Genomic DNA, 22,540 nt, shown 5'->3' on the forward strand with positions numbered 1-22,540 from the left:
CACCGCGCCGCAGAGTTGCCGGTCTGGCTGCACAGATACAATTGGCACCGTCCCCACGGGAGCCTAAAGTCCAAAACACCTATCAGTCGCCTCGCTCTAACCGAGGACAACCTGTTGAGGCTCCACAACTAGCTCGTCAGCGACGACACACCCGCTCGAGCACCCATAGACTATGATCACCGGCGCGGACTGGAAGAATACGGCTGCATCGCCCGAGCCGGCGGAACAGAAGATCTCGGCATCCAGTCAACGCTCGATACAAAGCGCGCGATCGAATGGCCCGAGCACAAGGGGATCAAAAAGCTTCTCAGACAATTGAGGACCCTTCGGACCCCAAAAGGGCTATAGCCTGATTTTGGGTTCGCACGCCTAGCTTCTTCTTGGCATTGTCCAAATGAAAAGCGATCGTGCGTGGCTTGATACCCAAGATGCGGCCGGTCACCCAGGCTGAATTACCCCGCGCTGCCCACCTCAGGCACTCATATTCGCGGGATGTCAGCGAAACCCCATCCACTGTTCGATCGCTCGGCAATTTGCGGCGAACGCAACGATGAAAGCAGGCCGCCATCAGTTGAAGAGCTTGTTCGTACCGCTCAGCGACCCGAAGAAATACTGGACGAGGCTCATCGGCGGCAAAAGTAACCGCAGCGATGCGGCCGCGGAGATCGACAATTGGGATCGTCAAACCGCAGCAGATGCTGAATTGAGCCGCCTCATCGAATAGCTGCTGTTGAGCCGGCGACATTTTATCGCCTCCCAAATTCGATCCCCAGTGAAACGGGCAGCCGCCATTTCGAGCACGCAAGACCACAGGATCGAGTTTCTCATACTGATTTTCCAGATACTGTCTGGTCCAGCGGGGTGGATAGTTTGAAATTAACCTCGGTTTGCCGGAAGGCCGTGCTGGCAAGGAGAGGTAGGCAAAGAAGATTAGGTCAAGTCGTCCGGCCGCCTCAGCCATGGCATCCCGGAAATCTGCCTCATCGATACTCTGTGACAGTCTTTCAAGGAATGTCTCGAAAACAAGTGGCATGTGCCTCGTCATCGTCGCGCTCGATTCTTCCTCTTTCTGCACGCCTTCCGGCTGCGTCGTGTATGTCCCGACAAACGTGATTGAATTCGCGGGCGTCGCTGGGCTGACCGGGCTCCAGAATGCTGCCACACTTTCGATCTTCGTCGGTCATCCCAATCATGCTGGGCTCACCCGATGGGCGTCTGGCAGACGCCTCATGATCTCAACAGCTCAATCAGAGAATCTCCATGCATTAAATCATGACCGCCCCTGCACCGACCAAATCAGGAGAAATCATCCTGCGCTGACCAAAAGCCATCATTGACCCCAGCTTTTGCAGGAATTTGGGTCGGCATTAGCATAACAATTCGGATAGCCGCTCATCCCCCACCCGGGGCGCCGTGATCCGCAAAGAAGTGTTGCGATGCTTTCTTTTCTTTGATAGGCAAATCGTCTCAACAATATTAAAATGCCTTTCCTTGTGAACGGGGTGGCGTGTGAGTATCGTCCTTCTATATACCTGACGTGATAAAATTCACCGCAATGATTATGGCCCGCTGCAATGATGTAAAGGGCACGTCTAAGCTCAATCTGCATCGGAACGTGCAGATGACCTTTACCAGACCCTCGATCCCGCACGGGCCATAATGATACTGATTACGTGGGTCAAAAAGGGCGCCCTGCCGGCGGGGAGGTACACCCGCAGGGCGCGCCGCACAGAGGTCCTGGTCGTTGGGCAACAGGACAGCGGCGGCAGAACTGATTCGGTTACAAATCGTGACTGAAATAGCCCGGAGCATGCTCAAGATCAGATATCTGGAATTCAACAGTTTTGGGTCTGCTCGGCGCAGTAGCGCGCAGGGACATGCCTGCCTCCGGACTCGCTCCTTCGCGATCGCAAAATCATACGGCACCCTCGGCCTTCAGCGCGCGATAGGTGGTATCGACCGACTTTACCGTCGCGTCGACAATGATGTCGATCTCTTTTCGGGTAATGATCAGGGGGGGGGCATAACCGAGGATGTCGCCATGCGGCATGGCCCGTCCGATGACGCCATTCTCAAACAGAGCAGCTGCAGTGCGCACCCCGACCTGAAGGTCGGGTTCGAATGGTATCCTTTGTTTTGGGTCCCGCATCATCTCCACGGCCGACAGGATACCCACTCCGCGAACTTCACCAACGATGGGATGTCCCGCCAGCTCGGCCTTCATCCGGTCTTGCCAATACGGTCCAACATCGCGGACATGCTCCAGAATATTTTTTTCTTTAAGCAGTCGAATATTGGCGAGCGCGGCTGCGGCACAAAGCGTGTGCCCCGAATATGTCCAGCCGTGGCCGAGTGCGCCGTGCTTCTCAGTTCCTTGTTCCAAAACCGACCAGACACGGTCGCCAATGATTGACCCGGAGATGGGGAGGTAGGCGGAACTCAAACCCTTTGCGATGGTCACGAAATCCGGACGCATGTTATACAGGTGGGAACCGAACTTCTCGCCGGTTCGCGCGAAGCCACAGACCACTTCATCCGCGATTAGAAGGATATCGTATTTGTCGAGCACCGCTTGAATGGACGTCCAGTACCCTTTGGGGGGCGGCACAATACCTCCTGTCCCAAGTACCGGCTCTCCGATAAAAGCTGCAACCGTTTCCGGTCCTTCGGCCAGGATCAAGGCTTCAAGCTCATCGGCACAGCGCCGGGAGAACGCTTCCTCGCTCTCCTCGACACGCGCCTGGCGGTAATAGTGCGGCGTGGTTGTATGGCGCACCAAATCCAGAGGCAGGTCGAAGAAATTGTGAAAGAAGGGAAGGCCAGTTAGGCTACCCGTGACCAATCCAGACCCGTGATAGCCGCGATTTCGCGAGATGATCTTTTTCTTTTCGGGCCGGCCAAGAATGTTATTATAGTACCAGACCAGCTTGATGTTGGTTTCGTTGGCATCGGAACCGGAGAGGCCGAAATAGACCCTTCGCATGTTCTGACCGAAATACTCGACCACGGCCTCTGCCAACAGGGCGACCGGCTCCGTACCTTGGCTGGCATAGACGTGTGCGAACGGCAATTCGTGTGCTTGCCTGGCAATGGCCTCGGCGATCTCCGTGCATCCATATCCCATGTTGACGCAGTAGAGTCCTCCGAAACCGTCGAGGCTCCTTCGGCCTTCGGTGTCCCAGATATAGACGCCTTCCGCACCGGCCATAATCCTATTTGGCGTTTCGCCTCGGCTGTGCTTGGCCAAATGCGTAGAAGGATGGAAGACGAAGCTTCTATCCTTCTCCCGGAGTTGCTCGGTTCCCAGATTGCTCAAGCGCATGTCCCTCTCCTCGCGATAAATTGGCGGAGGGCACTCGGCCAGCCACCTGTTTAGCAAATAGCATACCGGAAACGTCCCTTGAGTTTCTCGGGAATGCAGGTTATTCGCCGTGAAATTCGCGGGATCGGCCCGAATTGCCGTGAAAACTAAGGCGTCACGTTCGCCTTAGCCGAGGGTCGGGGGCGCGTCATGCAAACACGAACAGCTTACGACGCGCATGCGCCCAGCATAGTGCCCGATTAGCGGGCGATATTGACGGATGAATAGCGCTCGGGACGCTGTTCCCGCCGGCCGCGCGAGGCACGATAGAGCGCCGGCGGCCATGTTCCGCCGAACTGCCGGTCATCCCTTACATTCTGACGGTCCGGATCGGTCTTGCCGTTCCCAAGGGTGGTAATGCAGGTGATCAGGGGCAAAGCACATTCGCCTCGATCAGCAGGCAGCGGGTTCCGTGCCGCGGCACAGGCTCCAACCTGGTTGGCCAGCGCTGAGAGGCTGAGGTCGTGCCCTCGCGCATATTGATCGCTTTGGCGGTGCGGCGGCTGGTGCTCGGCAGACTTCTCGAAGGAGCATAGCCAGAAGGTTCGGCCCGGCAAAGACGCGCGGCGAGAGCTCCTTGCCATTGACATCTTGATTCGCAGCCGACCAGCGCCGCCAAGTTCTATCGTGAGCGTGTTGCCTTTCTTGCGATCGCAAATTCGTGGTTGCTGCGCAGGGCGAGCCGAGCTGCGGCTCGCAGGAGGGGGCGAGCCGACAGAATTGCGCGGCCTGAAAAGCTGCCTCCATCAATGCTGGCCGCTCGTGCAGTCTCGAAACGCTGGATCAAGCCTCAAACATCGAACAGCCGCTCCTTTTCCTCGCGAAACCAGCGCCCTCGCGCGACATGATCTTGTCTGACGATCCGACGCTTCGAGCGGGGCTCCTCTAATAGGTTGCACATGACCTGCAGCTTTCAGCCAAACTCAGCAAATCGGACGTCTCTTCTTATCATCGCTCGGCAAGCTCGGAACACGCTGGGGGACGTTGCTAAGGCTAGTCGCCGCCAGCGGATGGCGAGGATGTTTTGGCGGCTAAGTGCTTTTAGGTGGGCGATTATAAGCCGAGATCGCGATAGGTGCTTTCGCCATAGCTCCTGGCGCCATCGCCACGCTGAGCGTTTGAAAGCCGATGAAATTCGCTGGGCCAATTGGCTAGCGCGTGCTTGATGGCCTTCATCTTGAACGGCACGTGCACAACACATTTGTCCCTGATGATAGGCGGACAGCTCGCATCTTGTTGCCGCGAGCCGTTAAGGTTTGCTGCGATTATCGGCAGACCTAGATCAAGGGCCAATTCCATTTCCCAGCGCACGAAGCGAAAAAGGTTTTTCGTTTTCTCACCGATCAGGACAAGTACCTGGCTCGATCCATTCATTCTGTTGCGAAGATTGCGTTTAACATAATCTTCGTCCTGTGCTCGGCTCGTCATATTGTCCAGATCGTGAGCGTTCGCGAATTCAAAACTCACATTCTCGCTGGCATTCCACCCTTTCATAAAGCGGTATGCCCAAGCGTCTTCATCGCCGTCAAATATTACATAGGTCGGATCGCTGTATGCCATTGTTGTCTCTTAGTTGTTTTGACGAGCAACCCACTGGGTGTGCTCCCGTGAGAAAGCCAGTTCGGCTTCGTTCACCGCGGCGGAGAATGCCTCATCCGAGTTGGCGTCCGTAATAAGGTCGGCAGTCAAGCCGATCTCGTGAGCTGTCAACGTGTAAGCCGATGCCAATTCGTTAAATTTCTTGATCTGGGTCCACCCGATAAGCGAGGCGGCGATGACAATTAGCGGCTCGGTCGGCCAGCCAGGCATCGCGGGGTCAGCGATGCGTACTACGATGAACGAGAATCCCAGAGCGTATGCAAAAATACCAAGGCCCATCCAGACTTTCGCGGACCTCTTGTTCGAGCGCGCCTTCTTCTCGTACCACTTCCGCTGGTCGCAGATTCGTCTCTGCAGATATATGTCTTTTCTTTCTTTTAGCGGGGAGTCCCTTATCGACATCATCTGGTCGGTTGTTTGGGGGGATGCTGAATCGGTGCCGCTCAACGCGCTACCAAGGTGACGATTGCTATCAAGGATACCTTCCATGAGCTTTCGAAAATCAGCTCTGGCGTCAGCGGCGCGCGCGTCATCGAACGGCTGTGCTCGCATCGCGAAGCGCCAAGTCAATGTCTTCACCGACTCTGCAAGAGCTCGAGCCTGATACCAGACCTGCTCGGGCTTTGTGACCGACCGGAAAATGAGGACTCCCATTGAGCAAAGAAATACCGCAGCATAGACACCGAAATAGGCTTTTGATGGCGACAAGTCCAAAGAGAGCACCGACGCTAAAAAAAGAAGAACGTACTCTGCCCGGATCAGGCGGAGAAACGTCGCCTGCTGCTCGTTGGATGCCACGTCGGCGCTATTATAGAGTCCAGGATATTTCATTTTTGAAGCACACCAGTCTATTTTGTGGCGGTAAATTCTTTAAGCCAGGATTTGGCAAACGTGAGGTTAGCAGTCGAGCTTACAGAGCCTATTCTTGAGCGAGGCGCGGTCCCTCTGTTCATAAACAGGAATGCAGGTCCTGTCCCATCAATGTAAGGGTATAGGCCCAAAAATTCTTGCCCGGAGAATGTTTCCGAAGAATTTTTTGCCACGGGCAGAACCGCTACCGCGGTCCGAAACCCATCGAAAAAGCCAAGCTCCCAAGGCATCCATCTGGATTCTGGAGAATTGTTTGAATGCACATAGATTAGCGTCTTTGACTGCCTCATACGGGTCCGCAGCAACTCGGCGGTGGCCGAGGAGACCTTTGTGCGGTCCAGTTGTGAATCTTCGACCCAATCTACGTAAGCAGTGAACCCAAGCTCCTCGAAAATTCGCTTCACACCGAGAATGATCTCTGCGTCCTTGAAAGAATGTGACAGAAAAACGTCGAATGAAGATCTGGCTGTAGCTGCGGCCGTCTCTTCCTTTAGAACGATCGATGCGGCTCTATGTCCTCGACTGGCATTCGCAACTCTTTTCAGCTCTGCCTCGGTCAGTAGCACTATTCAAATCCCCCATGATCTGTTCGCAATCTATGAACTTGACGCCCATTCGATTAAGCGACCCTTGTCTTGTGAAAACTGGCACCATGCTCTCCAGCCGGTAGCGCAACCTCCACCTTCTCAAAGACCACGTCGGCTGGCAGGAGTGACCGGCCTTGTCACCCACCTACGCGACCCCGGCACAGCCATGCTCCTCGCTTAGAAGGCTGCGAGACCAGCGATGTCAAACAGGACAGACGATCTCCTAATCTCGATCAGCAACGAACTTACGACGTAAAAACGCGATGGAGCGATCTCCGAATGTCCGCAGGCGTCGAGGGCCGGGTTGGTCGCCAGGGCCGAGCGGGCCAGCTTGCACTCCCGCTACCCGTCGGCTTGCCAAACCCTCGCTGTAGATTTCGCCCCCCCCACACGGATGCGCTGACCGCGACTAAGCTCAATCGCCACTGATCGCCAATCCAGGGCGAAAGTTCCCCCCTTGAAGTAGCGGTAGAGGCATTTTTTCGGCACTTCGCATCTTAGATATGGACGCCTCCTCAACCAGGCACGATCCGGTTTGGCTTCTCGCCGTAACCGTGCTGGCCAAGTGCGTCCGATGGCTGCTTCGATCCGTCTCCTGGAATGATCGGTTCCAGATTGCTCAAGCGCATCGTCCTTCCTCGCCATCAACTGGCGGATAGCGCTCGGCCACCTTTTTCCAGCAATTAGTATACCGCAAATGTCCCTTGAGTTTCGTCGGAATGGGCGCCTTTTGCCGACGAATCTACGGGATCCGTGCCAAACGCCGTTGAAACTTAAACTTTCGCTTTCACCGTTGCCTCAGGGCGGACAAAGGTATCGGTGAATTGGACTTCACTGGTTTCGTGACGACAAGGCTATAGTATTGATCAATCCCCAAGCCTGCCTGCAGCAGTCCCTCCATGAAATCCTGATAGGCGGCCATAGAACGAGATGCGACCCGCATCAAATAATCCACGCGCCCCCCAATTGCCCAGCAGTCCAGGATTTCCGGAATCTCTTGGATTGCAGTTTCGAAGACTCGTTGGTCCTCAAGACGATGGCGATCCAGCACGACTTCTACCATCACAAAGATCATGCCGCCGACGAGTGCAGGACTCAGTCGCGCATAAAATCCCTCAATAATTCCTGCGGCCTTGAGTGCTCGGAGCCGCTCCGAACAGGCCGACGCCGAAAGATGAACTCGTTTTGCAAGCTCACTTTTTGAAATCCGACCGTCTGCCTGAATCTCGGAGAGAATCCGGACGTCCCAACTGTCGAGTTGCACGGGATCGGGTTTCGACTTCATAACCTGTTGCTCTCAAGCAGCGATCGACAGCGCGCCGTGTGCCGATCAATTCTATTATCATTGAAACGACCGAATGTAGCAGTGGAAGGCATCCGTTCCAGGCCCGAGATGTGCTAGAATGGGTATGAAAATCAGCTAAGGAGAGCGATCCGCTGAGAAAAGCTGCAGAAGTAATTTGGCTATCGCCCCAGCGCCTAACGGGCAATGGTGCAGCTGGAGAGGAAGTCGGCGGCGGCAGAGACCTTCTGATAAATAAAATAGATAACCCATTTTCTTGAATCCCCGCTACCGTACTTGATAGACGCGCGACTGCATTCGAGCCTCGATCGCGTGGACGGCATACTCAATGCAGTATTCAGTGGCACATTCAGCTATTGGGGTGAATTGAAGGCCTTGCTCGTCCGGCTCGCCGAGGCGCAAGGCACCGCAAATGCCGCTCGTCGTACGGCGTGCCCAACAATTTGACGCTGGTGTCTGGCCGAAATCGCCTAACTGGGAAGATTCAAACGCCGATGTTGCGTGCGATGCTGTCGGCCGCCATACGCCTACGCCACTCGAGAGGCCCGGAATTGTGAATGGAGTTTCCCTCAACATCGACGGCCATGATAACAGGCATGTCCTGCACATCGAATTCATAGATGGCTTCCATGCCCAGGTCTTCAAAGGCAACGATCCGCGCCTTCTTAATCGATTTTGAAATCAGGTACGCAGCGCCACCCACTGCAGCAAGATAGGGCGTTTTGTGTCTTATAATCGACTCGATGGCCGCCGGTCCCCTTTCCGCTTTGCCGATCATCGCAAAAAGGCCGGTTTCGGCGAGCACCTTGTCCGTAAAATCGTCCAAGCGGCTGGAGGTTGTTGGACCGGCGGGTCCAACGACCTCATTCCTCACTGCCCGGACGGGACCGACATAGTAGATCACGCGTCCCGTCAGATCGACCGGAAGCGGCTTGCCGGCATCGATCAGCTCGACCATTCGTTTGTGGGCAGCGTCACGGCCCGTCAGCATCTTTCCAGACAGCAGGAGCGTTTCACCGCAGCGCCACGATGCCGTCTCTTCCTTCGTCAGCGTATCTAAATTGACCCGCCGGACGCCGGCTGGGTTCAATTCGTCGGCTCCGATGTCGGGCCATTCGCGCAAATCGGGCGGCTGGAGCCTGATGGGTCCAGAGCCGTCCAAAGTAAACTTCAGGTGCCGGTTGGCGGCGCATTGCGGGATGAGCGCCACAGGCTTGGACGCCGCATGAGTAGGATAGGTCGCAACCTTGACGTCAACGACTGTCGTCAGACCACCAAGCCCTTGGGCGCCGATGCCAAGCGCGTTGATCCGCTCATAAAGCTCAATCCGCAGTCCCTCTTCCGGGCTTGACGCCCCCCTTGCGATTAGTTCCGCCATATCGATGGGCTCGTTCATGGCTTCCTTGGCCAGCAGCATCGCCTTTTCAGCGCTACCACCGATACCAACAGAGATCAGCCCAGGCGGACACCATCCGCTGCCCAGGGTCGAAACGGTATTGACCACCCAGTCGGAAACGGAGGCGCTGGGATTAAGGGTGGTAAAACGTGCCTTGTTCTCGGACCCGCCGCCTTTTGCGGCGATAGTGATCTCAATCTGGTCACCTTGCACCAAGTTGACATGGACAACTGCCGGCGTGTTGTCGCGGGTGTTGACCCGTCTAGCGAGGGGATCCGCAACGATCGATGCCCGAAGGGGATTGTCCGGATCGAGATAGGCTTGACGTACGCCCTCATTCACAAGATCAGCGAAACTGGCTGTTGACTTAATGCGGGCATCCATGCCGACCTTTGCGAAGACAACCACAAGTCCGGTGTCCTGACAGATCGGGCGCCGCCCAAAGGCCGCCATGCGGGAGTTCAGCAGAATCTGACCTATGGCATTCTTCGCCGACGGGCTCTGTTCTCGCGTGTATGCGTGAGAAAGAGACCGGATATAATCTGGAGGATGATAGTACGAGATGTACTGAAGGGCGTCGGCGACGCTCCTTGTGATGTCGCGACCTGCGATGGTCCGTGTTCTGTTTCCCACCGGATTTTATCCAAACGAACCGAGGCCATTGACCATTTTCAAAATCTGGAAGCTTCGCACCCCCTGCTCGCCGCCTTCATATCCATAGCCGCTTTGCTTGACGCCCCCATAAGGCGCATCCGCGGAAACCCCTTTCAGGTAATTCACACTAACTGCGCCCGCAGAGAGACCATTGATAAGCTTCTGTTGCGTATCGGCCGCGCCAGTAAACAAGTAGGCGGCCAGACCGTACTCGGTGGCGTTGGCTTCCTCGATCGCCTCTTCGATCGTATCGAAAGGCGCCACGGTGAGAATCGGTCCGAACGGCTCTTCATGAAGCACTCTCGCTTGCTTCGGTACGCCCGTCAGGATGGTTGGCGGCCAGTAAAACCCCGGTCGGTCAAGGGGGATGCCACCGGTCTCGATGCGGGCGCCGCCTTCTACCGCATCCTTGGTCAGGCGCTGCATGGCCTCTATTCGCCGCGCGTTTGCCATTGGCCCCATTTGCGTTGCAGGGTCATCCGGTGGTCCGATCCTGATTCTTCGGACCGCCTCCGTCATCCGGAACAGGAGTTCCTCATAGCGGGACCGGGCGACAAGAATCCTGCTGGGCGCATTACAGCTCTGGCCCGCGCACTCGAATTTGTATTCCGAAATAGCCGGTATCGCCCTTGCCAGATCCGCATCTTCGCACACAATAACCGGGGAATGTCCACCGAGCTCAAGGATGCAACGCTGCAGATTATTCGCGGCCAGCGTGGCTAGCTGTTTTCCAACAGCCGTCGACCCCGTGAACGTCAAGACTTTCACAATTGGCGAACTGAGCAGATGCCGCGATATATGCACAGGAACACCGAACACCAGGTTGACCACGCCTTCTGGTATCCCTGCTTGACGCAAAGATTCCACGATATGGACAGCCACACTTGGCGTCTCCTCGGCCCCTTTGAGGATCACCGGGCAGCCTGCCGCCAGCGCGGGGGCGAGCTTGCGGGCGATAAGAACGGCCGGATAGTTCCATGGCGTAAATGCAGCGACGACACCGAGCGGCTCGGGGGCTATCATCCTGTTCGAGCCCAACGGAATCGGGGCCGACAACTCATCGGCATGCCGGCCATTCCATTCCAGCGTTTCGACTGCGCGCGCGTATTCTCCTGTCGCTTCGGCAATCGTCTTTCCCTGTTCGGACGACAGGTCCCTGGCTGCGGCGCCAGCTTTCTCTGCCAGAATGCTGGCGGCAGAGACGAGGATCTCGCCACGCTCTTTGGCGGGTCGTGAGGACCACGCCTTGCGGCTGCGTTCTGCCGAGGCAAGAGCTTCATCCAAGTCTGAAACCGTAGCCGAGGCCACTGAGGCAAATACCTTCTCCGTCGCCGGGTTGATCACCGGCAAAGTGGCTCGGCTACCACCGGCTCGCCATTTGCCATTAATGAAGAGCTCGTAGCTCTTGGCGTCGGACATCACGGGCTCCACTTGACTGAATTCTTGCATACGAGCGCAGTTTCGATATCGAAACTGCTGAACTCGCTTGAGCCAGTTTCATCGCGATGGTCGCGGCGGGTCAAATATCGAATATTGCCGAAATCCATCTGGAATCCAGATCGGGCTGGTCCTTATGGCCGCAAAAGATCATGCCCAGCTTTACAGGTTAGTTTGTCAGGTCGCCTCAGGCGCCACCGCCGCCCAGTCCCGGATTTCAATCAATTTTCTGGCGACCTTCGGAATGAGCTTGCAGACCGCAGAAACGGCCGCAGAACGCTCATCTTTGGGATTTACAGCGAGCACCACGGACCGAGTAATCACCGGATCGACGATCTTGACAGTCCGGACCAGCCCTTGGGAGGCTTCTTTCTGAACCGCAGACGGGGCGAGAATAGAATGCGCTTTTCCCTCTACGACCATGTTGATGATCGTTGAGAGGGAGTCCACTTCAAACCTGACGTCCAGCGCGCAACCGTGTTGTGCGACGACATCAGCCACCGAACGCCTGACATTGTTGTTGCGCATGGGAACCGCCAGGGGGAATTCATGCAGGTCGACCAGCGATATCGCATCTTCAAACGGTGGCTCGCCGGACGGAACCACCAGACAAAGGTCTTCGCGCGCTAGCACCGTCATTCGCCCCACACTGTCTGCTGTGCGGTACAGAACCGCCAGATTGAAGCGTCCAGCCGCCATCCATTCCTCTAGCGGTCCCGTCATACCCTCGACCATCTTGAGGGACACCTTGGGCAGTTCGTGTCTCACCGCCTCAAGCAGCGGACCGCTCAGGACGCGAGCAGCTCCAGACGGAATCCCAATAGTCACCTCCCCGGCAGGGGAAGCGGCTGTGTTGGTCAATTCCACCTCGGTAAGTCGAATTTCTTTGAGAATTGCCCGCGCCCGCTCGAGCAGTTTGGCTCCTGACGCCGTCACGCTCACGCCGGTTCTGTCGCGTATCAGCAGCTGAGTGCCGAAGCCTTCCTCCAATTGGCGTACATGCAGACTCAGCGCACTCTGGGCGACATTCAGAAAGCCAGCGGCCTTCGTGAAACTGCCTGCTTCGACCACGCCGACGAAGTATCTTAACTGCCTGATTTCCACGGGTACTCTTCCGAGGGCGGACTGCAATTGACGCAATCTATCTTAAAATGTGATGGCACGACAGCAATAATTGTGCCGAGCTGCTGACGCTTGCTGTCGTCGTCCCAGTCTTGTTGATCAACCCGCTGAGGACTCAAACGGCCAACTCGGCGCCCGGATCCGTCGCGATGATTTCTCGGGCCCTTCGAATAACCGGTGGATCGACCATCTTTCCGTCCAATGCGAACGCGCCTCTGCCTTGCGCCGTCGCATCTTTTTCCGCCGCGAGGACACGACGGGCCCACTCGAGTTCCTGTGGGCTTGGTGAGAAAGCCTCATTGAATATGACAACCTGATTTGGATGGATCGCCAAAGCCCCGGTAAAGCCAAGCCGCCGCGCATGGGCCGCGGCCTCACGAAGTCTATCATTGTCTGAGAACTCGCTGATACTTCCTATGAAACCAAGCGGTAGCAAGCCAGCGGCGCGAGCGGCAAACAGAACAGAAAGGTTCGGTGTCAAAAGAAGGTCGAGTTCCGGGGCACCGCCAACGGAGGCACTGAAGTCTTCAGGACCCAGCGCCATTGCAACCATCCTGGGATGGGCCGACGCAATGGCTGAGAGACTTTGTAATGCTGCCGGGGTCTCGATCAAGGCAAGGAACCGGATTCGACCCACCGCAAGATTTCTTTCTCGTTCAAGTTCCGATACCGCATTTGCGATCTCTATTACCCACGCTGCCGAATCCGTCTTCGGAAGGACAAGTGCATCAACACCCGCTACTACGGCTGCATCGAGATCGGCCGCCAAGGCACGCAAACCGCGATTCACGCGAACTAAAACATAAGCGCCCCTGCGGCCCACCTTTGCCACGGATGCAGAAAGCTGGCGCCGTGACTCACCTTTTTGATCCTGGGGAACGGAGTCCTCAAGGTCGAGTATGACGCCATCTGCCCCGCGCTCATGAGCCGCCTCCACAAAGCGCGGAACATGAGCGGGAACAAAGAGCAGAGATCTCCAGCGGGGAACAGACATCGGGCTTTCAACGGCCTGAACGGCGTCATTCATGAAGTCGCCTCTGCGGTCGATTCTAGCGTGGGCGCTGTCAGTGAGTTTGCTGGGCGGCCGTGGCACCCAGAGGGGCCAGGACTAGGCATGCACTCTGTGAATCGCGATCGCGCTTCCTTCCCGACAACAGGCACGCTCATGCTGACGCGGCTCTTGCGCGCAAACCTGCTCGAACCTCCTCGCGGACAGCCTCCGTATGCGCACCAAGGCCCGGAACTGGGCGCAGCGAGGGGCGCTCAGAGTTGAAGATCGCCGCCGGGGCGATCGTCTCTACTGTTCCTTCAGGTGTGCCAATCTCAACCCTGCGAACGTGTGGATGCTTTGAAATGTCCGCCACTTCGTTCAGTCGCCCATATGCCAAACCGGCCGCCTCAAGCTCCTGCATCGCTTCGTGGCAGGACAGCTCGGAAAACCGCAGCTCAATTATCTCATCAAGTTGAGGACGGTGGCCGAGGCGCTCCATGTTGTCGGCGAAACCAAGTGCACGCGTGAGCTCAGGCCGCTTCAGGAATTTCTCGCAGAAATTCACCCATTCCCGGTCATTCTGCACGGAAAAGATGACGTCCTTGCCATCGGCGCAGCGATAGGCGCCATAAGGCGCCAGCGAGGGGTGTTTCACGCCCGCGCGTACCGTGTGGTAGCTGCTGTAGTCGTGTTGCAGGACCGGCACGTTCATCCAATCGGCGACGGCATCGAACAGGGACACCTGAATGCTAGCCCCTTCGCCAGTGACCTCGCGATGATACAGCGCCTGAAGTATGGCGCTATGTGCCGTCATGCCTGCCGAGATGTCGCAAACCGACACACCCACACGGGCGGGTCCCTGTTGCGTCCCGGTGATCGCACACAGACCGGTTTCGGCTTGGACGATGAGATCATAGGCCTTGAGGTGAGAAAATGGCCCCCCCTCCCCAAATCCCGAAATGTCGCAGGTGATTAGCCGCGGAAAACGGCGACGCAGATCCGCAGATCCGAAGCCGAGTTTTTCGATGCTGCCTGGCTTCAGATTCTGGATAAAGACGTCAGCAGCAGCAACAAGCGTGTCCAGCACAGCACGGTCCGCCTCCAACCTCAAATCCAAGCATACTGACTCCTTACCCCGGTTGAGCCAAACGAAATAGGCGCTTTGCCCCCGCACCAACTTATCGTATTTCCGGGCAAAGTCTCCCTCAGGCCTCTCAACCTTGATCACCCGGGCGCCTGCATCGGCAAGACGAGACGATGCATACGGTGCAGCAACGGCCTGCTCCACAGCTACGACAGTGATCCCCTCAAGAGAGTTCTGCATGCAACACCGCGCTCTTCATCCAACATTTTCGTTTTGAGCCCGACGACGATTCAGCATCGCAAGCAACCGATTCTGTTCATTGCCCACGATCGAGAATGCCTCGTCGACTCCCATTCCAGGCTTCGCAAGCATCATGTCTGCCTGGGTCGCCATCGATATGTGGACGGAAGCCTGGGCAGAGAGATCTGTCTCGGTACAGCTTCCTCCAACGTACGCGCCTACCTTGTTCTCCTTACACAGGAGCACTGCACGTGCCGTGTCAGCCAATGAGCCGACATCAGGCGTCTTGATTTGAATGAGATGCGCGGCCTTCGCTTCGGCAAAGAGCCGAATATCCTCGAGCGTGTTGCACCTTTCGTCCACGACAATGCGAGCGGTGGAACCCCGGTTGTCCAAAATTGATACGATCTTGGCGTAGTTCTCAATTTGAGCTTGCGTCGAACCAAAATCCGCCGGGGACTCGACATTGAGGGTGAAACCCGGAACAGCGTCGGCGACCCTGCAGATAAAGTCGGCGATGAGTTGCGGCTCCAGGCTGATTTCCTGGCCGATCCAGCCATACACATCGAAATGCAGCACCGGATGATACCCCGGGCGGCCAATTTCGCGCGTCCGCGCCGCAACCCACTTCACGAACTCCATGAAGGCCTGGCCCTCGACGCCGAATTTCTGCCGTGAGTTGATCAGGCCGTGGGGAAGTATATCTACCGCTTTCAAGATCATTTTGTCGACGTTGATTTCGCGAGCATCGCCGCTTTGGCAGTAGATCGGAACCCTGCGAATTGGCAGCGGCAGGTTAAATTCACTGCAAACGACTTCCGCCATCGTGGTACTTTGAAGATGGGCCGAGGCGCGAAGGAGCGCCTGGCTAACGCCATACTCAATCGCGAGAGGTAACCGCTGGTGCTGGAGAGGCTCAAAAACCTTTGCACAGGCATCGAGATAACGAGATACGTCGACATTGAGAAGCCGGGGCACGACTATACGCGAGGTTAACTCCGAGATTTGAGCACTCTCAAACAAAGGATCTCGTCCTCCAGCACCAGAATATTGAACGCTCATCATGTCACCCCAAACCACGGCCCCGTCGGTGAGAGCAAGCCCGATGCTGAGCGAAGATGCCGGAACGCGGATGGACGTGAACCCAATCGCTGTCGCCTCGCCGCTATAGACGAAACCGTCCTGGGGCGCGCCGGCCCTGATGGCACCCTGATCGTCATAGAAAAAAGCGCCATTGCCAGGCGCAAGGAGGACGTCTTTGATCTGCATTTCACTTCGCTCGATTTTCGGACATCGTTGATGGCAGTTGGATTTGCTGCGCCGACTATGCACCACTTGATCTTGAGTTCGCCAACATAATGTCCCGGACGGTCCCATCGCGTTTTCAGATGGCCGGCGTCAGACACATGCACCCCGTATTCCGGCAAGCATTCGACGAACGTCGAATTATTGTATAGGTGGACATTGCAACGTCGTACTCACCTCATTTGGGTTAGCATTCGCGCATTAACCAGAATGCGTCTGAAATGCGCGTCAATCCAATCCCTTCATAGAAGCCGACAGAGTTGGGTGTAGAGATCAAAGCTATGGCCACAGCAGGCCCGAGTTGCCGGCGGGCTTCATACAGGAGGCCCTTGCCGATGCCGAGGCCTTGCGCCGACGCCGATACGGCAAGCTCGGAGACGTAGCAGATCCAGGAAAAGTCAGTAACGCATCGAAGTACTCCGACCAGCTTCCGCCCCGGCCGATGGAGCCGGGCCGTCAGCACCAAGTCGGCTTGGCGGAGCATCGCATGCAGCCGAAGCTCGCCATGGGTCGCCCCGAAGCCGGATTCGGCCAACACGCGGCAGAATTCGGCCGGGTCAAGGTTCGGCTCACTAACGTAAAGGATCTCAGATTGTTCGCTCATGCCAACCCCTTAACAAAAATTGATTGATCTAAGCTTACGCAATACCTTGTATTCGCAGCCGGTGCCGAGATTTTCGCCCTGACTGCGTGAAACCAGCAGTAGCTTGTGGCGGATTTTGGCACGAAGAGCTGCGCAGCAACTGCCCTATCCAGAACACAGCTTACTAGTCAGTTGAACGACTATGCTTTGTCATCTGCGTGCAAGTGCCCTGCCGAAGCGACTGCTTGCGTCTCAGTCCGCTTTAACCAGTGTCTAATCCGTGCTTCGACGGCGCCCCTTTTTAAACGGCAATCTCAGCTCGCGCGCCTACCTAGGATAGTAGGCTGCATCGCGGGGCGGCGAGGTTTATAAAAAACGGGACTGTTGGAGAGCAAAAGATGTTGCCGTTAGTTCGCCCCAGAAATGCTATATTTGAAATCAATCTTGGGGCTATTCAGGCGAACTTCCGGGCCATCACGGCCCTCGTTGGGTTAGGCGTAAGGGTCGCCGCTGTCGTCAAGAGCGACGCCTATGGACTTGGTGTTGTAGAGATTGCAAGGGCGCTTATTCATGTCGGCTGCGATCTGCTCTTCGTCGGCAATCTTGAGGAAGCGCTGCTTCTAAGATCGTCCCATGTAGACGAGGCAATCGCGGTTTTTTGCGATGATTTCGCGAAATTTGGTAGATTCTACCAATCCAATAACCTCATACCGGTTGTGAACAATTGCGCCGAATTGGAAGCCGTTATTGCAACAGGAACGAAGACATATTTTCTTAACGTGGAAACGGGATTTTCCCGCTTTGGGCTCGCCATTGCGGACGTGCGTCGCGCGTATTTTTCTGGTACGTTCGACATGTATCCCCCTTCGGTCGTACTCAGCCATCTAGCGTGCAGCGAAACCGTTGCGGACCCAACTAATGTGTTGCAACGGAACCGCTTCCGGGCGATCTACGATCTGATTAAGCCCACCTGCGGCAGTCTCGCAGCGTCCGCCGGTATCTGGCTAGGTAAATCCTATCATTTCGACATGGTACGGGTGGGCTCAGCCCTGTACGGGCTCAACGATGCTGGCATTCGACCAAATCCGCTGCAAGCGGTTGCAAGGCTCCGAGCGAAAATACTCGACGTGCGCAATGTCGCTAGGCGGGAGGCTGTTGGCTACGGTGCGACATTTCGTACGGGTCGAGCTACCCGCGTAGCGACCGTCGGGATCGGCTACACACATGGCCTTCCATGGGCCTGCGCGAACAAGATATCAGCTCGGTTCGCAGGTTATTCGGCCCCTCTAATCGGAACAATATGCATGGAGAACATGACAATTGATATAACAGATGTTCCAGAAGCGCTTTGTGGGCCAGGTAACTTTGTGGAATTACTGGGAAATGATTTTACCTTAGATGACCTTGCAGAAGCTGTGGGCCTCAGCCCACACGAAGTCTTAACCCGCCTAGGTGCTGGTTGCACAAGACGGTATCTGAATTCTTCCTTGTTACCTACGACCCCTAGGAATAAGGCGTTAGACTTTGATGGCAGCAGCGAGATGAATGATGGCAAGGCACGCCTTTGATTTCGTTATGGCGCTCCCATGGAGAACTTGGTCCATAGGGCATCCTTTGATTCGAAAGATAAGGATGCCCCATCAAAGCCCCGGATCAAACATGTAGCTAGGTCAGGACTCATTGATCCAGAAGATGAAGGCTGCAGCGAAGGCGATAGCCGACAGGAAGGTGTGAGCACATCGGTCGTATCTGGTGTGGATGCGTCGCCAGTCTTTGAGGCGTGCGAACATGTTCTCGATCCTGTGACGTTGCCGGTATCGGACAGGATCATAGCTGTGCTGAACACGATGCTTGGCATGGGGTGGGATGCATGGCCTGATACCGCGCTCGACGAGCGCCTGGCGGAAGGCCGCTGAACTGTAGGCCCGATCGGCCAGCAGGGCGTTGGCGGCGGGCAAATCCTCGATCACGGCCGCAGCAGTCTTGTGATCATTGGTCTGCCCTTCGCTCAGATGCAGCAGCCGCGGACGTCCCTTGGTGGTCAGTCCGCCTCGGCTGCGTCCGATACATCGGGATAGAGTTTTTTAAGGAGGCTGGCGGCAGTGCGGTGCGCTTTGAGATGGGTGGCATCGATCATCAGATTGTCCGTTTCGCCGCCCTGCGCGGCCAGTTCCGCTAGGATGCGGTTGAACACACCCAGCCGACTCCAGCGGATGAAGCGGTTGTAGATGGTCTTGTACGGACCGTAGTCGGAAGGGACATCTCGCCAGCGAAGGCCATTTCGGATCACGAACAGGATGCCGCTCAGCACCCGGCGGTCATCCACACGCGGAACACCATGCGACAAAGGAAAATAGGACTCGATCCGGCGCATCTGCTCCGGCGTCAACATCAGCAAATCACTCAAGGCAGCACCTCCTGCCACCCTGAATCACCAAACAGATATCAACTCAATAGATTATGGGTCCTGACCCTAGCTTTGATTCCGATTGTAACATAGAAATGCCTAATTGCCCGAGCATCGGACCTGGTCTAGAATCCAAGCCATACGAAGTGCTGCTTCTTCGGCTACACTAGGCCCATGTGAAGCGCCGCCGTGGCCACCGACCATACGCATGTGGAAAACAAGACCTGGGTCTCGACCGGCCGTAAAGGAACGTCGCTGGGCAACGTACCGAGCAGGCTGGTAGTAGAGCACCTGGCTGTCGTCGAGCGCGGCGTCGACGTAAGTTGGCGGGCGCGGGCGATCGGCACTGAGGTTGTAGTAAGGATCGTAGCTGCGCAGGTGCCGATATTCGTCGGCTATGTGGGGATCGCCGTACTCCGCTATTTCCGGCAGCGCGTACGGCATCGTGAAGTCCAGCTCGGTATCTATGATGTCGGCGAGCGGAACCTCGGCGAGTACGGCGCGGAACAAGTCGGGCCGCAAGTCGGCCGTGGCAAGCACGGTACCCCCGCCAGCGCTCGCTCCCTCAATGACGATGCCGTCGCCGGTGGCGACCCCCTGCCTAACAAGCGCCTCGACAGCGACGATCAGATCTGTGTGGGTGATACGTTTTCGATCGCGGGTAGCCGCCTCGTGCCACGGACGTCCAAGCTCCCCGCCTCCCCGTACGTGCACGATGCCGAAAGCAACTCCGCGATCGAGCAGGCTCAAACGTTTGGTCATGGATGAGGGCCAAGTGAAAAACGAGGGCCATCTCGGTTTTCCATAACAGCCGTAGACATTCAATAACACCGGCCCTGGGGTGGTTCGATCGCGCCGCGCGACGAGCGAAATTGGTATATCCACCCCGTCTTCCGCCTGCGCCATGACGACCGTCGCCACGTATTGAGCCGGGTCATATCCGGGAACGCGGGCCTGGTACAGGACTGCCGATCGGTCGTCGGCGAGATCATGCTCTACAAACGTGTCGGGCGTCACGAATGAGCTAACCGAGTAGACCAACTTCGAGCTTCGGAACGGATGCCGTGCGACCGAATAGCTACCCCCTGCAGACAAGCCGACCTTAAGAGTGCAGCTCGGCTCGTCGGGAACGATCGTGGCGGCGACCCCCCCGCTTCGGTTATGCGAGACGAGGCGAGGACGAAGGCCCTCTCGTTCCAGGACAACCAGGTGCTGGTCGAGCACGTGGACCTCCTCAAGCGTCACGCCCGCTCGATGCGGGATGACCTCCTCCCAGCACGATGGTGACGGGTCACCTATCGGCGCACACACGAGCCGCCAGTAGGGTCCAGCGTCGTTTACCCGAAACAAGAACCTGTCGCCCCAGTGCTCGGCAAAGACATGGTGGCCAAGATCACGCGCCACAATCCGGCGCCACCCAACGCCCGGCTGGTCGGCAGGAAGGCACCACACCTCCACCGCCCCGGCGTTGTCCATAACGTCCAAAAGCAGCCAGGCGCCGCTATCAGAGCGCCAAATCCGCAAGTTCAGTCGCTCGTCCGCCTCCTCGAACACTACCTCAGAGTGCGAATCGTTGACGTCCAGGCGTATAAGCTCATGGCGTTGCCGCCGCCGGTCCGCCCGCTCCCGCGTGAAAAAGAGCGTGTTGCCGTCCGCGGTCCAAGTAACCATCCCAGCCCGCCTCGAGCCCGTCCAGACGTCATGGCCGGTCTCTATGTCCCGCACCCTAAGCTCGAAGTTCTCGTCCCCGATGACATCGAAGCTGAACGCCACGTAACGCCCGTCGTCACTCGGCTCGAAGACACCGAGCGAATAGAAGATCTCGGCCCCCGGGATCGCGTTCGGGTCGAGAACAAGCTCGGCCGAGCCTCCGGTCACCGGCCGGCGCCACCACGCAGGATGAGACAGGCCCCGCCCGTGTCTTTCGAAGTACTCGAAAGGCCCAACCTGGAAGGTTGGTGGGGCGCCCTCGCAGGTGTGACGCCCTTCGATCTCGGCGATAAGTTCCGCCTTGAGCCCTTCCAGGTGGGCTGTCGCTTGCTGCGCGTAGCTGTTCTCGGCTTCAAGATACGCGCGGACGTCGGGATTCTCCCAGTCCCTGAGCCAGCCATACGAGTCTATCGTGACGTCGCCATGAAGGACCCGGATCCGTGCCTCGGAACGAGGAAGCGGTGGCTGCAGGTGCTTGTCTACCATCACAAGGCCCTCAGGAAAAAAGAGCAAGGAATTGGCGCGGCAGTCCGCGAGCAGACAGTTTGTGCATCAATGTTGCTCCTAGGCGATATAGTGTAAACCGTTTAACGAGCCACGGTGCGTTATTACCAACATCCGTTAATTCCGTTCTGGCAGAATAGCGCTTCGAGTGCCCTATTATTACTTACTGTCAGACGGAACCATGGTCGGCACTTTTCAGGTTGGGTGTCGACAATTCTGCTTTCGCACCTGACGTCGGCAGCCAGCATGCGGACATATGCTGCGGCCCGACTTCGATGGCCGGCGGCTCCTCCTCCTTGCACCGGTCGAAAGCAAGCGGGCAGCGAGGATGGAAACGACAGCCCTTCGGCACGCGTGCGGCGCTTGGAACCTCTCCTTGCAACGCCGGCAGCTCGAAGCGACTTGCGTCGCTGCGAATCTGCGGCGTGGCGTTGCGCAACGCGACCGTATAGGGATGCCGGGGGTTGAATGTGATGTCATCGGCGCTGCCGATCTCGACCAATCTCCCAAGATATAAGACTGCAATCCGGTCGGCGATCAGCCAGGCGAGCGGCAGGTCGTGGGTGATGAACAGTAGCGCCATGTTGTGCTTGGCGCGCAGGTCAACCAGGACCTGAAGAATTTGTGCGCGTATCGATACATCGAGCATCGACACGGGCTCGTCGGCAACGATGAGCTCCGGCTTCACGGCAAGCGCTCCGGCAATCACGACGCGCTGGCGCTGGCCGCCGGAGAGTTCGTGTGGGAAGCGGGCGAAGAAATCACCGGGAGGATTGAGCCCGGCCGCCGAAAGCGCTTCGCTGACCCTTTCTGTGAGTTGAGCATGGTTCTTGACCAGCCGCAGGGAGCGCAACGGCTCTGCCACACTGTCGAACACGGTGTGTCGCGGGTTGAGCGCCTGATAAGCATCCTGAAAGATCATTTGCACGCGTCGCCGGTAGGGACGCAGAGCCGAGAAGCCCTTTGCAGACGTCATATCGCGGCCCTCAAACAGCAACCTGCCTCCTGTGGGCTGGGCTAGCTTGGTGATGACGCGGCCCACTGTCGTCTTGCCGCTTCCGGATTCTCCAACCAGGGCGACGATTTCACCTCGTCCAATGTTGAGGTCGACTCCATCCGCCGCACGCACCGCCCCGGCAGATCGCCCCAGGACCCGGTCGAACAGTCCGCCCTGGATAGGAAAATGGACCTTCAGGCTCTCGAGACTCAGGATGTCGGAGGTGTCAGGCATGAACTGCAACCCTGCCTTCTTGCGAGGAACGGTGAAGGTGACAGGCGACGCGTCCCCACCCGAACTTTTCGAGGCTGGGAACTTCGGTCGTGCAGACCCCCGTTGCTGACGGGCAACGTGGATGGAAGGCGCAGCCTGACGGTCGATTCATTAAGT

Annotated in this window: 18 protein-coding genes and 2 pseudogenes; 2 read left to right on the forward strand and 18 right to left on the reverse strand. The window is 57.1% G+C overall.

Going from position 1 to position 22,540, the window contains the following annotated elements; all coding sequences use genetic code 11:
- Nucleotides 1–132 (forward strand): annotated as a pseudogene (locus tag EOA32_RS04105) (IS481 family transposase); the annotation flags it as partial.
- 175 nt (nucleotides 133–307) lie between these two features.
- Here the strand turns inward: EOA32_RS04105 and EOA32_RS04110 are convergent.
- The 14 genes from EOA32_RS04110 to EOA32_RS04170 all read right to left on the reverse strand — a co-directional run bounded on the left by EOA32_RS04110 (nucleotide 308) and on the right by EOA32_RS04170 (nucleotide 16,553).
- On the reverse strand, nucleotides 308–1,045 hold the full coding sequence (locus tag EOA32_RS04110; protein WP_082826574.1) for a LuxR family transcriptional regulator: 738 nt from the start codon (nucleotides 1,043–1,045) through the stop codon (nucleotides 308–310).
- A gap of 870 nt (nucleotides 1,046–1,915) precedes the next feature.
- The gene (locus tag EOA32_RS04115; RefSeq protein ID WP_063169303.1) at nucleotides 1,916–3,322 is read right to left on the reverse strand and encodes an aminotransferase; all 1,407 of its coding nucleotides are present in this window, start codon (nucleotides 3,320–3,322) and stop codon (nucleotides 1,916–1,918) included.
- A gap of 239 nt (nucleotides 3,323–3,561) precedes the next feature.
- Nucleotides 3,562–3,738 (reverse strand): hypothetical protein, encoded by a 177-nt coding sequence (locus EOA32_RS38375; RefSeq protein ID WP_164781893.1) that lies wholly within the window; start codon nucleotides 3,736–3,738, stop codon nucleotides 3,562–3,564.
- Between the two features lie 676 nt (nucleotides 3,739–4,414).
- A complete protein-coding gene (locus tag EOA32_RS04120; RefSeq protein WP_126080675.1) occupies nucleotides 4,415–4,921 on the reverse strand; it encodes a TIR domain-containing protein in 507 nt (168 codons plus the stop codon).
- Nucleotides 4,922–4,930: 9 nt separating this feature from the next.
- Nucleotides 4,931–5,791, reverse strand: a complete 861-nt coding sequence (locus EOA32_RS04125; RefSeq protein WP_126087045.1) for a DUF4231 domain-containing protein — start codon at nucleotides 5,789–5,791, stop codon at nucleotides 4,931–4,933.
- Nucleotides 5,792–5,808: 17 nt separating this feature from the next.
- Complete coding sequence (locus tag EOA32_RS04130) at nucleotides 5,809–6,396, reverse strand: toll-Interleukin receptor (RefSeq protein ID WP_167508689.1); 588 nt, start codon at nucleotides 6,394–6,396, stop codon at nucleotides 5,809–5,811.
- Between the two features lie 808 nt (nucleotides 6,397–7,204).
- A complete protein-coding gene (locus EOA32_RS04135) occupies nucleotides 7,205–7,702 on the reverse strand; it encodes an Lrp/AsnC family transcriptional regulator (protein ID WP_126080672.1) in 498 nt (165 codons plus the stop codon).
- 502 nt (nucleotides 7,703–8,204) lie between these two features.
- Entirely contained in the window at nucleotides 8,205–9,749 is a 1,545-nt protein-coding gene (locus EOA32_RS04140; protein WP_126080671.1) for a fumarate hydratase, read from the reverse strand.
- Nucleotides 9,750–9,755: 6 nt separating this feature from the next.
- Entirely contained in the window at nucleotides 9,756–11,189 is a 1,434-nt protein-coding gene (locus EOA32_RS04145; RefSeq protein WP_126087044.1) for an NAD-dependent succinate-semialdehyde dehydrogenase, read from the reverse strand.
- A gap of 195 nt (nucleotides 11,190–11,384) precedes the next feature.
- Nucleotides 11,385–12,311 carry a LysR family transcriptional regulator gene (locus tag EOA32_RS04150; protein ID WP_126080670.1) on the reverse strand — a complete coding sequence of 309 codons (927 nt, stop codon included), beginning with the start codon at nucleotides 12,309–12,311 and terminating at the stop codon, nucleotides 11,385–11,387.
- Between the two features lie 133 nt (nucleotides 12,312–12,444).
- Nucleotides 12,445–13,356 carry a CoA ester lyase gene (locus EOA32_RS04155; RefSeq protein ID WP_128370966.1) on the reverse strand — a complete coding sequence of 304 codons (912 nt, stop codon included), beginning with the start codon at nucleotides 13,354–13,356 and terminating at the stop codon, nucleotides 12,445–12,447.
- A 136-nt stretch (nucleotides 13,357–13,492) separates the two neighbouring features.
- The gene (locus EOA32_RS04160) at nucleotides 13,493–14,644 is read right to left on the reverse strand and encodes a CaiB/BaiF CoA-transferase family protein (RefSeq protein ID WP_126080668.1); all 1,152 of its coding nucleotides are present in this window, start codon (nucleotides 14,642–14,644) and stop codon (nucleotides 13,493–13,495) included.
- Nucleotides 14,645–14,659: 15 nt separating this feature from the next.
- Nucleotides 14,660–15,913 (reverse strand): methylaspartate ammonia-lyase, encoded by a 1,254-nt coding sequence (locus EOA32_RS04165; protein ID WP_126080667.1) that lies wholly within the window; start codon nucleotides 15,911–15,913, stop codon nucleotides 14,660–14,662.
- 223 nt (nucleotides 15,914–16,136) lie between these two features.
- Nucleotides 16,137–16,553 carry a GNAT family N-acetyltransferase gene (locus EOA32_RS04170; protein WP_126080666.1) on the reverse strand — a complete coding sequence of 139 codons (417 nt, stop codon included), beginning with the start codon at nucleotides 16,551–16,553 and terminating at the stop codon, nucleotides 16,137–16,139.
- Between the two features lie 377 nt (nucleotides 16,554–16,930).
- Here EOA32_RS04170 and alr point away from each other — a divergent pair, with 377 nt between their 5' ends.
- On the forward strand, nucleotides 16,931–18,100 hold the full coding sequence (alr, locus tag EOA32_RS04175; RefSeq protein WP_126080665.1) for an alanine racemase: 1,170 nt from the start codon (nucleotides 16,931–16,933) through the stop codon (nucleotides 18,098–18,100).
- A gap of 102 nt (nucleotides 18,101–18,202) precedes the next feature.
- On the opposite strand, the pseudogene EOA32_RS04180 reads toward alr, so the two are convergent.
- The 4 genes and pseudogenes from EOA32_RS04180 to EOA32_RS39625 form a co-directional block, all read right to left on the reverse strand.
- Nucleotides 18,203–18,939, reverse strand: a pseudogene (locus tag EOA32_RS04180) (IS5 family transposase).
- A gap of 99 nt (nucleotides 18,940–19,038) precedes the next feature.
- A complete protein-coding gene (locus EOA32_RS04185) occupies nucleotides 19,039–21,135 on the reverse strand; it encodes a S9 family peptidase (RefSeq protein WP_126080664.1) in 2,097 nt (698 codons plus the stop codon).
- Between the two features lie 187 nt (nucleotides 21,136–21,322).
- Nucleotides 21,323–22,384: an ABC transporter ATP-binding protein gene (locus tag EOA32_RS04190; RefSeq protein WP_126080663.1), complete on the reverse strand. Its 1,062-nt coding sequence runs from the start codon at nucleotides 22,382–22,384 to the stop codon at nucleotides 21,323–21,325.
- Nucleotides 22,377–22,535 (reverse strand): hypothetical protein, encoded by a 159-nt coding sequence (locus EOA32_RS39625; protein WP_245499154.1) that lies wholly within the window; start codon nucleotides 22,533–22,535, stop codon nucleotides 22,377–22,379. The genes EOA32_RS04190 and EOA32_RS39625 overlap by 8 nt, the downstream gene beginning before the upstream one ends.
- Nucleotides 22,536–22,540 lie beyond the last annotated feature (5 nt).

The sequence above is a fragment of the Mesorhizobium sp. M1A.F.Ca.ET.072.01.1.1 genome (genome assembly GCF_004023325.1).
Classification (GTDB): Bacteria; Pseudomonadota; Alphaproteobacteria; order Rhizobiales; family Rhizobiaceae; genus Mesorhizobium.

Excerpts from the sequence above, each read along its gene's own strand:
- EOA32_RS04115 (WP_063169303.1), bottom strand. The coding sequence starts at position 3,322 with ATGCGCTTGAGCAATCTGGGAACCGAGCAACTCCGGGAGAAGGATAGA.
- EOA32_RS04145 (WP_126087044.1), bottom strand. The coding sequence starts at position 11,189 with ATGTCCGACGCCAAGAGCTACGAGCTCTTCATTAATGGCAAATGGCGA.
- EOA32_RS39625 (WP_245499154.1), bottom strand. The coding sequence starts at position 22,535 with ATGAATCGACCGTCAGGCTGCGCCTTCCATCCACGTTGCCCGTCAGCA.
- alr (WP_126080665.1), top strand. The coding sequence starts at position 16,931 with ATGTTGCCGTTAGTTCGCCCCAGAAATGCTATATTTGAAATCAATCTT.
- EOA32_RS04110 (WP_082826574.1), bottom strand. The coding sequence starts at position 1,045 with ATGACGAGGCACATGCCACTTGTTTTCGAGACATTCCTTGAAAGACTG.
- EOA32_RS04190 (WP_126080663.1), bottom strand. The coding sequence starts at position 22,384 with ATGCCTGACACCTCCGACATCCTGAGTCTCGAGAGCCTGAAGGTCCAT.
- EOA32_RS04135 (WP_126080672.1), bottom strand. The coding sequence starts at position 7,702 with ATGAAGTCGAAACCCGATCCCGTGCAACTCGACAGTTGGGACGTCCGG.
- EOA32_RS04120 (WP_126080675.1), bottom strand. The coding sequence starts at position 4,921 with ATGGCATACAGCGATCCGACCTATGTAATATTTGACGGCGATGAAGAC.
- EOA32_RS04155 (WP_128370966.1), bottom strand. The coding sequence starts at position 13,356 with ATGAATGACGCCGTTCAGGCCGTTGAAAGCCCGATGTCTGTTCCCCGC.
- EOA32_RS04165 (WP_126080667.1), bottom strand. The coding sequence starts at position 15,913 with ATGCAGATCAAAGACGTCCTCCTTGCGCCTGGCAATGGCGCTTTTTTC.
- EOA32_RS04185 (WP_126080664.1), bottom strand. The coding sequence starts at position 21,135 with ATGGTAGACAAGCACCTGCAGCCACCGCTTCCTCGTTCCGAGGCACGG.
- EOA32_RS04125 (WP_126087045.1), bottom strand. The coding sequence starts at position 5,791 with ATGAAATATCCTGGACTCTATAATAGCGCCGACGTGGCATCCAACGAG.
- EOA32_RS04170 (WP_126080666.1), bottom strand. The coding sequence starts at position 16,553 with ATGAGCGAACAATCTGAGATCCTTTACGTTAGTGAGCCGAACCTTGAC.
- EOA32_RS04160 (WP_126080668.1), bottom strand. The coding sequence starts at position 14,644 with ATGCAGAACTCTCTTGAGGGGATCACTGTCGTAGCTGTGGAGCAGGCC.